The 12,832-nt window shown below is 38.4% G+C and carries 13 protein-coding genes and 1 pseudogene; 11 read left to right on the top strand and 3 right to left on the bottom strand.

The window, feature by feature from the left end; translation table 11 throughout:
• Positions 1-19 precede the first annotated feature (19 nt).
• Positions 20-583: pseudogene (locus tag HUS62_RS09680) on the bottom strand (IS607 family transposase).
• Between the two features lie 377 nt (positions 584-960).
• Entirely contained in the window at positions 961-1,947 is a 987-nt protein-coding gene (locus HUS62_RS09675; RefSeq protein ID WP_175079353.1) for a site-specific integrase, read from the bottom strand.
• Between the two features lie 351 nt (positions 1,948-2,298).
• Between HUS62_RS09675 and HUS62_RS09670 the strand changes: the two genes are divergently transcribed.
• The 11 genes from HUS62_RS09670 to HUS62_RS09620 all read left to right on the top strand — a co-directional run bounded on the left by HUS62_RS09670 (position 2,299) and on the right by HUS62_RS09620 (position 10,213).
• Positions 2,299-2,790, top strand: coding sequence for a DotD/TraH family lipoprotein (locus HUS62_RS09670; protein WP_175079352.1), 492 nt, complete (start codon positions 2,299-2,301; stop codon positions 2,788-2,790).
• Entirely contained in the window at positions 2,777-3,604 is an 828-nt protein-coding gene (locus HUS62_RS09665; RefSeq protein ID WP_175079351.1) for a type IV secretory system conjugative DNA transfer family protein, read from the top strand. Before HUS62_RS09670 ends, HUS62_RS09665 begins: the two co-directional genes overlap by 14 nt.
• Positions 3,597-4,859 (top strand): type IV pilus twitching motility protein PilT, encoded by a 1,263-nt coding sequence (locus tag HUS62_RS09660; RefSeq protein ID WP_175079350.1) that lies wholly within the window; start codon positions 3,597-3,599, stop codon positions 4,857-4,859. Before HUS62_RS09665 ends, HUS62_RS09660 begins: the two co-directional genes overlap by 8 nt.
• Positions 4,846-5,136 (top strand): IcmT/TraK family protein, encoded by a 291-nt coding sequence (icmT, locus tag HUS62_RS09655; protein WP_175079349.1) that lies wholly within the window; start codon positions 4,846-4,848, stop codon positions 5,134-5,136. Before HUS62_RS09660 ends, icmT begins: the two co-directional genes overlap by 14 nt.
• The gene (gene parM, locus HUS62_RS09650) at positions 5,129-6,226 is read left to right on the top strand and encodes a ParM/StbA family protein (RefSeq protein ID WP_175079348.1); all 1,098 of its coding nucleotides are present in this window, start codon (positions 5,129-5,131) and stop codon (positions 6,224-6,226) included. Before icmT ends, parM begins: the two co-directional genes overlap by 8 nt.
• The gene (locus HUS62_RS09645; protein WP_175079347.1) at positions 6,216-6,848 is read left to right on the top strand and encodes a hypothetical protein; all 633 of its coding nucleotides are present in this window, start codon (positions 6,216-6,218) and stop codon (positions 6,846-6,848) included. Before parM ends, HUS62_RS09645 begins: the two co-directional genes overlap by 11 nt.
• Positions 6,849-6,850: 2 nt before the next feature.
• On the top strand, positions 6,851-7,441 hold the full coding sequence (locus HUS62_RS09640) for a hypothetical protein (RefSeq protein ID WP_175079346.1): 591 nt from the start codon (positions 6,851-6,853) through the stop codon (positions 7,439-7,441).
• 100 nt (positions 7,442-7,541) lie between these two features.
• Complete coding sequence (locus HUS62_RS09635) at positions 7,542-7,919, top strand: hypothetical protein (RefSeq protein ID WP_175079345.1); 378 nt, start codon at positions 7,542-7,544, stop codon at positions 7,917-7,919.
• Between the two features lie 9 nt (positions 7,920-7,928).
• Entirely contained in the window at positions 7,929-9,557 is a 1,629-nt protein-coding gene (locus HUS62_RS09630) for a hypothetical protein (RefSeq protein ID WP_175079344.1), read from the top strand.
• A gap of 77 nt (positions 9,558-9,634) precedes the next feature.
• On the top strand, positions 9,635-9,850 hold the full coding sequence (locus HUS62_RS09625) for a hypothetical protein (protein ID WP_175079343.1): 216 nt from the start codon (positions 9,635-9,637) through the stop codon (positions 9,848-9,850).
• 141 nt (positions 9,851-9,991) lie between these two features.
• Positions 9,992-10,213 carry a hypothetical protein gene (locus HUS62_RS09620; RefSeq protein ID WP_175079342.1) on the top strand — a complete coding sequence of 74 codons (222 nt, stop codon included), beginning with the start codon at positions 9,992-9,994 and terminating at the stop codon, positions 10,211-10,213.
• Positions 10,214-10,365: 152 nt separating this feature from the next.
• Here the strand turns inward: HUS62_RS09620 and HUS62_RS09615 are convergent, their stop codons facing one another.
• Entirely contained in the window at positions 10,366-12,741 is a 2,376-nt protein-coding gene (locus HUS62_RS09615) for a DotA/TraY family protein (RefSeq protein ID WP_175079341.1), read from the bottom strand.
• Between the last annotated feature and the right edge of the window lie 91 nt (positions 12,742-12,832).

Here is a 12,832-nt window from a genome sequence, read left to right as displayed (position 1 = left end):
ACAGTGGTTTATACAGTAGTCAAGCTACTTGCTTTAATTTCTTGTTTTGATGCGAGCGCTTACCATATAACCTGGCCGAAAACACGGTCATTAAAGTGATGACATCTTTAACCAACTCCTGCTCAAAGCTAACTTGCTCAGCCTCATTATGGACAACAACCTTACAACCAGACCACCGACACAATTGGTAAATCAACTCGTGACCGAAGCGTAATAACCTATCCTTATGAGTGAGATGAAGTTCTGATATTTGTTGGTTCAATAAAAGGCTCACTAACTTACGTAACCTTGGTTTCTTACAATTCAAGCCCGAACCCAGAACTTGAAGCACTATATCGCATTTAGAAGCTAGGAATTGAGCTTGTGTTTGCAGATCTTTCTTTTAATCGTGAGAGCTGACTCTCGCATACCCAACTTTAATTTTATCGGTAGCAGAAAGCCGATAGCGGCGATGATTTCCAAACGTTCTACAATATGGTTTTAACCTGCCTTGCGCATCCCACCTTCGCATTGTAGGAACAGATACGCCATAAAAGTGTGCTGCTTGACTTATTGAAACGAGACTAAAATCTAAAATTTTCATAACAGATACCTCCCGTGATCAGGTTTAGTCAATTATTCTTCTACTAGCAAGAACCCTAAAAAGCATACAGATTCTCAAGGGAGTACATACTGGACGATCGAAATTTACACGCATAACAATAATGGTTCTTGTGGGAAATAGAACGCTTGTTAAAAGTACGTTTTTACAAAAGAAGCTACCTAGACCGGTTTCAGTACTTATATCAATTGCGTAAATTTAGAGCTACTAGCCCGTATTGGCTATCCAGTTGTTATATGTTCAGGCTTAGAATGGTTGGGTAGTCATTTTTCTATTTAAACTACTTGCTGAACGGGGAAAGTGCGGCTAATAATCGGAAGTGAACTGTTGCTGTTTCATGCCGTAAAAAGGAATTCTACTTATTTAATTTTGCTTTGATCTGTGTTTGGCGATTGTATTTTATTTATGTTGAATTTACTTTCGATCACTTTAATTTTATTCATCGCTGCTTTATCGGGTAAAGGGAGGTTTACCGAACGGTTGCCTCTGGCTTTTCTTGCATAATGAGTACCAGCCGTAAGGTCATTGCCATGACCTACAACGCTTGCAATTTCAACTTTAGAATAGCCTGCAACTTTCAAGTTTGCGATAAGTTGATGCCGACCACTATACATAGTGACTTTCTCTTGAGCCTTTGGGTAAAATTTTGTGTATATAGCTCTTAGCCTGCGGCTTGCCATCGTAACATATACTTGTTTTTCTTCAATATTAGTTAGCTCTGACAGTAGCGTAATCGTTAATGAAATAAAGCTCATCTGATACTTGTCTAACATAGACAAGCCCACATACCTATATTCATCAAAGCTCCTGCCATTTGTCGCTTTAGCATTTTTCACCTTGAGCATAGGCGGCTCAACATCAACACCATCAATGCATTCATCGATCAATTCACAAGTACACCATTCCAGTGGCCTTAAGCCAACGCATAGTATTGCGTTAAACATAGCAAGAGTGAGCTTGTCATACTTGCCTGCTGCATTGTGTTTGATTTGGGAAAACAAGTATTTTGAAATTTGTTCGGCTTCTTTTTCACTAACAGATTTTTTCTTTTTTGCAGAAGTCCTTTTTATCAGACAGTTGCGGTCCGTATGAGTACCATCAATGTCACTTAATTGATTAGCTAACTCATTCTTTCCAATGTGATTTAAGTAATGAATTAAGCTAGCTTTAACTAAACGCCAGTTAGAAAAGCTTTTGTTTCTTGTTTGGTTAACAACATAGTCAATAAATTCACCGTCTAACTCTTGTGCCGATGAATTATTAAAATAGCGGCTTACCCATTGGTTGGCTCTGATGATGTACTTCTTTTCTGTATCAATTGTTCGTGTTCTATCTTCTGGAAACATAATACTCCCCCTATTTTTGAAAATATCAAAATAGGTGAATAGCAACATCATCTAAATTGCAAAATAATCACTTTTTTGTTGAGCGCTAAAAATAATGTTGTTTAATAAGGCTGAAAACATTAGAGGCTTTCTAGAAGGGCGATATCACTGCCTAACTAGGTAATCACGCCGCCAAATAAAGCGAGTACACTACCTGAATAAGCTGGAACGCAACCTTGCTGAGTGGAAACCCCTCCCAACAAGGCGATATGACTGCTTTTTTAGGAATCGCTACTGGCTTATTGGGTATGTTTAAAATTAAATGAACAGCTGTTTTGGGTTGAGAAAATTTATTAAATAATGAGTGTTTAAATGCGTTGCATAAAAATATCGATTTCACTTTGCTTGTTGGTTATTGCAGGCTGTGCTTCAAGCAAAAAAAATATTGTCGTTGACGAGCCAGATCCTGCTATCGCTCAACTTTTACAAGTGGCAAAGGATATTTCTGAATATGAGCGCAAGTTGTATGAAATTGAGTCTGCTCGTTATATAGAGGCAGGCAGTGAGCGAATTGGTGATTTTGATATGCATTTCATCCCGTCTTTGGATGCGTATTACTCACTAGGTGATCAATGGGTAGGCCCAATAGAGCCTTTGTTAGAGCAAATATCAGAAATCGCAGGTCTAAACCCGCCTAGATACCTTAATGTTAGGCCATCGAACGGGATTATTGTTTATGTAGATACAAAACGCAGAAAATTAATCGACATACTTGCTGATGCAGGTAATCAAGCCAGACAACGCGCAAAAGTTACACTTAAGATGAAAGAAAAAGTCATACAGGTGGAATATGCGAGCGAGTAAATACGTTATATCTGCGATGATTATGGCTATTTCATTTCCGATCTATTCAAAAGATGAGCTTCCACAACAAGCTAAAGAAATGCTATCAAAGTCGATTGGAAATTCTCATACAGAAATAAGTGAGTTGGCTGAGGTTGAAGCAAAGGAAATGCGCTTAAATGCGGTTGCTGTTGATGCCTATTCTTGGGGAATGCAAGAAGGTGCTTATTACAGAAACAATGAAATTCAAGCTCTTCTGAATGAGAAATCATTTGTTATCAATAAAGCTATAAGCCTATCTAAGTTTGTGATTGACGGCAAAATGCTCATGCCTACCGTGCTCGAAGCAGAGCGTATATATGTAAAAAGCAGTGACCGCGAAGCACGATCGGTTCATATGTCATACACTTTGGATAAACCACCTAAAATAGTTTCACAAGTCCCTACATGGCGTGACTATTTAGTTCGCAATATAGCGAAACCAAGGAAACCTATTCGGAACTCTTACCCTAGAACAAATCAAGAAAGCGAATTGTGGGCAAGTGAATTTAAACGTGGGTGGTTTCGTGGAGTGGAACAAGCTAACAGTATTTTCTCAAGTGACCTTAATAAATTAAGTAAAGACGTAGCTGGGCTGTATCGCTTTCGCTATTTACTTGCTCAAAATATAGTGAAATTGCCAAAGTTAATAAAAAATGAGTCAAGTGTAATGCTGTTGGATTCAGGGAAAACTATTAACTTGAATGATGTTAAATATTCGATACAGCTCGACTCGCGTTTCAATAAAGTAACCGATTGGAAGCCTGTATTTAATAAAGGTGGTGCTCATGAATAGTCAAGATGAATTAACTTATGAGTGGAAAGACTGTCCTCAGATCGGTTTTACGGAATCAGACTTTAATAACTTTTTGGTATGGGCTGTGAAAGAGGTCGGTGCAAATGATATTTTTCTTGAGTCAAATGAACCACTAGGTATTAAGAAAGATAACATCACACACAACGTTTCTCGTAGAGATATTTCTTATAACGAATTGGCTCAATTGCTTAAGGATATCTATCAAACATCAGCTCAAACAGAATTAAGAAGCGGTAGGCCTTTTGGGTTCGCCTATTCATTTCTGTTTGGTAAAGATGAAAAACTTCGGTTCAGGGTTGATGCAAGCGCAGGCAATAGCGTAACAGCGATAAATGAAGGTATTGAAGTTGTGCTTCGTCCTACCGAGGGGGAACCACCATCGGTTCAAGAATTAAAACTACCACAGCGTATTATTGATGTAACAAAGAATAAAGATGGTCTGGTCTTGGTGACAGGCCCGACAGGTTCAGGTAAGACAACATTAATAGCCTCATTGTTTAAATACATTATCCAGACAATGCGCAAGCATATACTCACGGTTGAAGATCCAATTGAATATGACCTTAAACAAGTTAAGAATCGTCTATCAAGGGTTATACAAAGTGAGCTAGGGACCAATGTCGTTTCATTCAGTAAATTCATCAAACACATGCTAAGACGTTCACCTGACATCATTTTGCTAGGTGAGCTTCGTGATGCCGAATCAATTGATGCAGGGATTTTGGCAGCTCAAACAGGCCACTTGGTTTTTGCTACAGGCCATACAAACAATTGTTCGAATGCGTTAGAAAGATTAGTTGATGATTTACCCGCAGAGCAGCAAAAATCAAAACTGTTGAAATTAGCTGGCTCTACCAAATCTATTATCCATCAACGTTTATTAAACAAGCGCGGTGGTGGGCGTGTTGCTGTTATGGAAGAGCTACATATTACTCGAACTTTACAAATGAAAATGTATTCCATTATTGCTAAAGAGGAAGAAAGCCTTACACGTTTTTTAAGCGAGCATATCGAATCAACCGGTTTATCTATCAAATCGAGTATTTTTAAAAAATTTTCAGAAGGCCTGTTGAGTATCGATGTGTGTATAGAGGAATTAGCGCAGGATTTATCAGCAGACGATATTGAATTTTTGGGATATGAAACAAGAAGGCTTAACGTGGAAAATCAGATCACTGATTCTGAATTGACAGAATGGCTTGAATTATTAAGGGGGTTTGATGAAACAGTATGATGACTTTCAATGGTGGGCATCATCACCTTACGCCAAGATAAATTTATTCTTTGTAGAGATAGACGCAAGAGTTGTGTGGGCTTTTATACCAATGGCTTTGCATATTAGTAAGCCAACCTTTTACTTTGGCTTGTTCATGTTAGCGCTATTCGCATCTCTCGATTATTTAGGTTATTCAGTGCCAGTTTCAGTTAAACGGGCACGTAAGTTTTGGGCTGGTGGAAAACGACCAGTTAACAGTAATAAACAACGCAGAAGAAGGCTAATTCATGGGTAATATTTTAAATTCAATCATTTTGGAGTCTATTTTGTTGGATGAAGGCGAAGCTCTTTACAAGCATAATGAAGCTTCAGCGTATGATCTTGCGGATGATAATGGTTATGCATACCACAAAGTTGCAGCGTGGGTGCGAAATAGTGAAGGTCAAGTTTACATAAAAACAGCTTCTATCGCTTCAAGAGCTCAACTTGGAAAAGTGAACGTTAGCGTTACTGGTAAGGGTGCTGCAGGACTGTATGAGATAGACAGTGAGTTTTACACGGTTGGGGAAAACGTTCCTGATCCGGAAAGTATCAGAAACAACTCTTATTGTTACTCTGAAGTGAATAATGTGCTCGTTTCAAACGCTGTATACCGCTCTGGTTTTGCTGATTTAGATTTTAGACTTTCTACAGGCCTACCATTAAAGCAATACTTTAATAATGATGGCGAATTAAATGAGGCAACGATACAAAAGGTAAAAAACAGTCTCACTCCTCTGGCGAAAGCAGCCGCGAATGAAAACCCACCTATTATGCGTGAGCATCTTATCTACGCCGAATCACTATCAGCGTTTGTTGATTGGATGGTAGATGAAAACGGCGAAATGGTAAATAAAGTTTCAAATGGTGTGTTAGTTGTTGATGTAGGCGGTGGCACCACCGATATATCTTTCATTAATTCAGCTAATGAAATTTATATGCCAGGTTCAGATACCGTAAAAACGGGTGTATTAGATGTATTTAAAAAGCTAAAGCAATATTTGTCGAGTGCGTATGAGATTGATGAGGAACATATACGCGAAGATATGCTTGATAAAGCGTTGCGCACGAATAAATTTACTGTCAGGGGCGAGTCAAAGGATTGTGAGGGGCTATGCAATAAGGCAAAGCAACATGTTGCTAAACGGTTGAACAACTTCATTGATGAGCTTGTAACTACTACGCTTGATCATATTATCTTCGTAGGCGGTGGCGCGGAAGCATTAAGGGAGCAGTTATTAAACTTGGACGATTATGCTGATGGTTTTGTTTTTATTCCAAAAGACCCGCAGTTTGCTAATGTAAGAGGCATGCTTAAGTGCATGACGTATTTAGATGGCATGTGAAAAATACGTTCGATATCAGTTTGCAATAGATGATTCTGATAGTGACCTGCAAGCTATTTCTACTGATTTACTAGGGCGAAATAGAAATATCAGAATGGATATTATTAGGCAAAGCGTACTTACAGCCTTTTTGCTCTACAAAGATGTGGATATTGTAGAGTTATGCACTAAAACTGATGTTCGAAACCCTTTAAATAGCGCTCTTAGCAATACAACACAGAGAAGTCAGCTTTTTGAGCTTCGGTGGTATAGTTCCAGCGATTTATTCGTTCATACAGCACTTGGGATGGTTCTTAAAGAGTTGAACCCGATCTACCGTGGCGCATATATCTTGGTTTTATTTGTATTAGGTTACCGCATTCTGCAGGGGAAAGTTGGCATTAGTGACGTAGCACAACTTAAAATGCAAAATACAACTCAAACTAATGGGCTAATAGGTAATGATATTACCGAGGTTATTAAAAATGAGCCTGCTATCTCAGCTGAAAATGTTGAACCAACAACAAATGTTACGGCTGTAACATCTGGTGATGAAACACAAAGTCAGGTGCAATCACCTACTTCTTCATTACGTAAAGAAACGAAGATGGCGTTAGGTGCATTAATGAAAAGGAGTAGTTAAAAATGCGATGTAACATACAGTTAGTATTCGCTTTATTTATTTTGATAGCAAGCCCATTCTATGCATCGGCCACTTTTTACATTGACTACCAAGGGTTAGAAAAGCCTAAAGTAGCACCAGTGGAAAAGCGCCAATTGATTTCGCCGGATGGTTATAGGTTGCTTACAAACGAATTTTCTGGATTGGTTTTTCAAATTGGCGAGCCCGTTAAGACAGAAACTATTTCGAGTTTTGGTGAGGATGTTAGTTTTAAAAATGGCGTGGCCACGTTGATACCTAGACATTGGTCTGCATACATTGATGAGCAGCTAAACGCTAACAATACAATCTCTTTTTCAGCTGAAAATGAAGATTGGTTAAAGGTACTTGCGAGAATTGGCAATAACTATGGTTATAAATTTATCGTTGATTGGCAGCAAAAAATGGTTCAAATCACCAAGGATGAGTTTTATGTAAAACCCGACCCTAATGAGCCAGTCATGGTAGAAGGTGATAACGGTCAAAACTACTTCATTTACAAGTCGAAGCAATCACTTTCAAAAGGTGTAATGATTGTTGATGGCAAAGTGGTTACACTAAACATTACTGATTAATTTACTTTAAAATCAATATCTTGATTTGGGTGGTACTTTTTAAGATTTAATTTCTAGTTACCCTATAATGGACCTATGTTTGTTATGGGGTGACTAATTAATGGATTTAAGTGTCTTAAATTGTCTAGGTGAAAATCTCGACTTTTGTGCGCAATCTTGGAGCATGCACAAGTCTTCATTCTTGTTTTTTTTCTTTGATGTTATCGTGTGGACTTTTGTTCACGTATTTGCTGTCCGTGCTTCCTATCTCACTTTTTTGTTGTTAAACAAGTTTCCTTATTTTCAAACTTTGACTTCGAAAGTGATTTTACTCCCATCCCTCTTAATGTTTGCCGTCCATATCACTGTGCCTTTGCTGCTACTTGTAATTGGTTTGTATGTCTCACCGGTAACTCTGTGGGAGTGGTACTTTACGCTTTACGACAAGATCCCTTTGCTTGGCGAGCAATCTCTTTTAGTTAACTATTTTGGTTTGTAAAGGTGATTTATGACTGAAAAAACAGAAAAAAAGTTTTATATCGCTAATTTGATTGTGTTCACCGTTTATGTGCTAGTTGAGATGGTGTTTAATTCTTACCTCCTAGATGTAGCGGCCAGCCAAGAAAGTACAAAAGAACACTTTGATACAGCTGAGCTTATTGGTCGATGCGTTAGCAGTACCGGTGTAGCTATATTCGTTGGTTTTTTCTATTTCAAAAAGCGTGGGCGCACTCCTTTGTGGCTACTTGTTATATGTTGGTTGGGGTTCTTTTTCCTTCAGAAGGCGGTGATAGACGTTATTGTGATGAACTCAACTGCAGAGCAGAGGCAAGCATCGTTTTTGTTGCAGAGCGCAGTAGGGGCTTCAACTGATAATTTAAATTTAAGTCATTTTGGCGCTGCAAGTGATTTTGAAAGGGTAATGCTTCCTAGTTATAGAATGTTCGAGTACGGGGTTGGGTCTGATATTGTCGCTGCCGTTAAAGAGATAACTAATGCGTATGTGATGAATAATCAAGGGCTACTAGAAGAGAAAGAAAAAGAGGTTTATGACGGCTTAGAACAAATAATTGATTCCTACATTGAGCTCGGTAATGAGGTAAAGGTTCAGCCGGATAAGGCTTGGGAAGGTCTTAAAAAAACACATTCTGCTGTACTTTCCTTAAAGAGGAGAGCTTATGGTGCTGCAAAGGCACAGAAGTCTAACTTCCGAAGGTTAGCAAGGCTTGTTGAGTGGGGGCTTCATAATGGCTGCACATCAGGGAGGCGGCTAGAGTACACCCGCATGGTTGCTAAAAACCCAATTTTAAAAGGTTCGCTGCTTTGTCACTGGGTTGAAGATGAAGCTAGAAATAAATACACATTCAAGAATAATCCAGATTACTTTTACACCCAAGTTCAACATGTAGCGGTAATTAATCACTTTTTTGGGACGCCACCAAGAATAATCACACGCGATTTTAAAAAGGCGATTAAAGTTCCAGAATATCAGCAATTCTTATTGACACAAGTGCTTGAGAGGCATTGTTCTAAAGGTCATTTTACTAACAAGAATCAACTGGTTCAGGTTATGAGGGAGTGTGGCGTTATGGATGAAAGAGCTGGCTTTGCTTACTGGTTTATAAATATCCCTGAAGATGAAAGGGTTGAGCAGTTTTTGCGTTCAGAATATGGTGCGAAAGTTGTAAAAGAAAGTTTAAACATTGACGCATCTTTATTGCTTGAAGGAACCGGTGCCCATGAAAGGTTTGTGGAGTGGCTAAAAACCGTTTTATCAAATGAAATGAGTGAAGCGCTAATCGGTGATGAAGATGAGTTTTATTTAGAAGGTGGAATGTATGAGCAAGGCGTTGATAGTGTGAGGGTGTTGGTTGCAGTACCGCTAGCTTTAATGTTGAGTTTATTATTTTCTGTAATTGGTGTTATTCGGTTAATTTGCGAAGGACTTAAACCACTTTTTGATAGCGTTAAATCAACCTATGTTTTACTTGGTATGTTGGTTTCCTTAGTTTTCTTATTTCCATTTGGTGGTGAGTATGGTTTTTATAAAAATTCGATGACATTGTCATGGGCATTGAAGTACCAGCCGGTGGTATATTTCATTGGAAAAGGGGTGAGAAATACTTCTTTTTTATGAGGTGGCACTTTTTTGGACGTCATTTAGATTTAAGTATAGTATTGGTTTTAGATATTTGGGATATAAAAGGAGTCGTTATGAAAAGCTTGATTTTTTGGTTTTGCTCTATTTGTTGGTTGTTATTTTCTTTTGTTATAGGTGCTTGGTTAGAGGGTCTTACGGGGTTTGATAAGGGCCGTATAACAATTGTAGTGTTTGTTTTGGGTGGCTTTATTTTATTGGGGTTGATTGGTTGTTTGCAGTATTTTCTGGTTCAATGGGTTGTAAAGTTAAGGTCTAAAGGCAGCATTTAAATCAGTGAACGTACTAGTTATCTAGATATAATTTAAGAGAAAAATGGATTTGAATTAAGTATTTTGTTTGTTGCGGTACTTTTTTGGGCGTACATATTTCTTATTGTATTATAGTTTTAAAGTTATTTGATAGGAGGCCTTATGGCAAATCTTTTTTTCTGGTTTTTAGCGTTTGCTTTGATAATTGTAACCAAAGCTATTGTTAACTATATTGAGCAGTTCACATTTATGAATTTGGAATTAATAGGAGCGGTTATTTATATCATACTTCTAGTTTTTTGTGTGCTTGTTTGGGCTGCACTAGATCATGGGTTAATTAAATTAGGCGAAAAAATAAGTAAAACATCTTACAAAAAACGTTAGCAATTATATGTGAACGAGCATAGGCTAGATTCTTCGCAAATATAGGCCCTGCCATGTAGCTGACACAGAGCTTTGAACGCCTCCCGCTATTTTTCAATATATGAGTGAGCACCCCCGAAGGGGTGCTTACTTTTTATTATCAATTTTGTTTATTATTTAGTTTTACTGTTAATATTCTTACCTTGTGGTGTCTGGTTTCCGCCTTTATCTTCGTACTCGTCACCACTGCCTACTGGTGCATTCTTCTCTTTTTGTTTACTGTTATGTTTCTTTCTATCAGCTATAGAGTTAACCACATTTTGCATACCAGATTTCCCGCTATTGCTGACAGCGACAAAGTTACCGTGCCCTTGAGCAACTGCCTTGTCATCACCTAGCATTTCTTCACCACCACCGATGAACTTAGCCGCTCTTTCTGATATGGCTGTGATTAGAGAAAAGCATCTATTAGCGATTTGCAAATTGACGATGAAGAATAGAGCTAACATTATTAAACCAGTTATGATTCCGGTCCAGCTATTCGCGTTCAGAATTTCAAAAAAAGGTATAAATACGATTTGTATAATTTTTACTCCTGCCATAAATATTAAATATGAAGCAAAGAAGGAAATAACCATAATTGGTAAGTGTGAGAAAAGTTGAATGATGGCCATGTAACCATGCTGCGTTTTACCGGTTAACAATCCTTTTTCGCTGGACAAAAGGTGAGCAAGGCCCAGAAGCGGAACTAATATGAACGCTTGAACAAATACAATTAAAAACCCAACGCAGCCACTAATCCAATGAATAAGTGGGATTGATGGTATCCAAAAAGCGATCAGAACTCCGAATACAATTAAGGCAATAGCTAGTGGAATTATATTTGATATACTAAGGGCTAGAATGTCGGCGCTAAAACCGATTCCCCTACCGGCTAATATACCAGCAACCCCAAGGACAGGTACGTTCGCGGCGGCATCAGCGCCTGTATGCCCAGCTGCTGAAGTTACTTTTGCTATCGCAAGTGTTGTCATGCTGACAGTTAAAATAGTTTCACCATAGCCGATAAGGCTGTGACCCATATCTGCGAGAGCTAATACGGGATCAGATTGATCTAGCAATGCTGAAGATGTGAAGTTGAAAATGTGTGACCCAAAACTTAGATCGGATGCATCAGCGCTTTCTGCTAATGACCTTGCTACAGCTTGCTCCAGTTGTTCGCTTTTGTATACATAATCTGGTGGTCCTTGTGCTGTGTAGTCTGTTCGGACACCGTCAAGGATTTCTTTTGCCCTTTTTGTAACATCAGTGTAAATATTAGCTGGGACTTTCTCAATAACATTGCTTGCTTTAGGTTGTGAGCTACTAGAAGATAAACCCGTTAAACTTGTAACTACACTGTTACGTCTTGCATATTCCCAAAAATACACTCCCAAGAAACCTGCACCATACTTCCTTAAGCTCTGAGTCGCATTTGTATTTGCTAGGCCATAATCTTCGCTTTGAGCACTTGTTTGGATTTGTTTGACTAATGTTGCTAGGTGGTTTTTATATTTCATTGCGAAGTTGTTGCGTGCTGCTTGCAAATCAGTTTTTATCGATGATGGCAAAACACGTGGAGACTCAGGATTAAGATAATAGTCAATTGCGCCGGCTGCAATTAGTGCCACTTCTTCATTCATGGCGCTATATGAATCAATTACCCTCTCCCTAAAATCCATTACTGGGCCTGCGTCAGTATATTTTCTATCAATTGCACCGAAAGTTATGGAATTTGTGCCACACACTTGTTTTGGTAGAGAGCTGGTTAACCCATTTATTGCGCCTGAAGCTACATCTGCCATATATTGAGATCTTGCTTCTGACTCTGAGTAAATGCCGTCATAGGAGACTCTGAAACTATGGTAGTTGTTTTCTAGATCTTGATCTTCATATCGCGACATTTCAACATTTGTTTTTCCCGTAGTTGCGTTAATCAAGCTCATACAAATAGAGCTCTCAAATGCACTATTTACTATTAATGATGTATTCATTACCGCTGGGTTAACAGTAAAACTACCGTATTTCTCTAAATAGTCTGCGGCAACAAATGTTTCTTTGTTAGCAAGGCTAATACCTTCACCAGCTACTTTAATAACAACGTGTTGCATTGGAGAATAACCATCATTCATAGGGAGCATAGCTATTACACACAATGCAATCGGTAAAGGGGCAGAATTAAAATCTAATATTGAGTTGTCATTTTTTTCTTGGCCCATTTGTATAGCCCACTTCACCATTCTAAAAACCATGAATATCATTGCAAAGGAAATTAGCCCGAAGCCGTATGTTTCCATGAGCACTGCCATGAGGTGATCTGGTTTGTCAGGAATATCGTCACCGACAATGATGTTTGCCGCGCTACCCACTAAGCCTTGTATGCTTTGAAAGAATATATCTTCTTCTGCAATCACGACACTTTCATCATCGTCAGTGTCAGCATATACCTGCGTTGGTGCAGCTATACTGATAAAACAAAGTAACAGCATTATTAAATAATGTTTTTTCATAAATAATGACTTTTTCCTTGAGTTTAATTTTGACAAATCCACAATAAGCCAAAAGTAGTGTTGGAACTGGTAACTTGCAATCTAAAAGTGA

The sequence above is a fragment of the Pseudoalteromonas sp. 0303 genome, from assembly GCF_013349995.1.
Classification (GTDB): domain Bacteria; phylum Pseudomonadota; class Gammaproteobacteria; order Enterobacterales; family Alteromonadaceae; genus Pseudoalteromonas.
The sequence above is the reverse complement of the archived record's forward strand: the minus strand, read 5'-3'. Positions and strand labels throughout refer to the sequence as shown.

Excerpts from the sequence above, each read along its gene's own strand:
- HUS62_RS09670 (WP_175079352.1), top strand. The coding sequence starts at position 2,299 with ATGCGTTGCATAAAAATATCGATTTCACTTTGCTTGTTGGTTATTGCA.
- HUS62_RS09665 (WP_175079351.1), top strand. The coding sequence starts at position 2,777 with ATGCGAGCGAGTAAATACGTTATATCTGCGATGATTATGGCTATTTCA.
- HUS62_RS09620 (WP_175079342.1), top strand. The coding sequence starts at position 9,992 with ATGGCAAATCTTTTTTTCTGGTTTTTAGCGTTTGCTTTGATAATTGTA.
- HUS62_RS09645 (WP_175079347.1), top strand. The coding sequence starts at position 6,216 with ATGGCATGTGAAAAATACGTTCGATATCAGTTTGCAATAGATGATTCT.
- HUS62_RS09635 (WP_175079345.1), top strand. The coding sequence starts at position 7,542 with ATGGATTTAAGTGTCTTAAATTGTCTAGGTGAAAATCTCGACTTTTGT.
- HUS62_RS09640 (WP_175079346.1), top strand. The coding sequence starts at position 6,851 with ATGCGATGTAACATACAGTTAGTATTCGCTTTATTTATTTTGATAGCA.
- HUS62_RS09625 (WP_175079343.1), top strand. The coding sequence starts at position 9,635 with ATGAAAAGCTTGATTTTTTGGTTTTGCTCTATTTGTTGGTTGTTATTT.
- icmT (WP_175079349.1), top strand. The coding sequence starts at position 4,846 with ATGAAACAGTATGATGACTTTCAATGGTGGGCATCATCACCTTACGCC.
- HUS62_RS09675 (WP_175079353.1), bottom strand. The coding sequence starts at position 1,947 with ATGTTTCCAGAAGATAGAACACGAACAATTGATACAGAAAAGAAGTAC.
- HUS62_RS09615 (WP_175079341.1), bottom strand. The coding sequence starts at position 12,741 with ATGAAAAAACATTATTTAATAATGCTGTTACTTTGTTTTATCAGTATA.
- parM (WP_175079348.1), top strand. The coding sequence starts at position 5,129 with ATGGGTAATATTTTAAATTCAATCATTTTGGAGTCTATTTTGTTGGAT.
- HUS62_RS09630 (WP_175079344.1), top strand. The coding sequence starts at position 7,929 with ATGACTGAAAAAACAGAAAAAAAGTTTTATATCGCTAATTTGATTGTG.
- HUS62_RS09660 (WP_175079350.1), top strand. The coding sequence starts at position 3,597 with ATGAATAGTCAAGATGAATTAACTTATGAGTGGAAAGACTGTCCTCAG.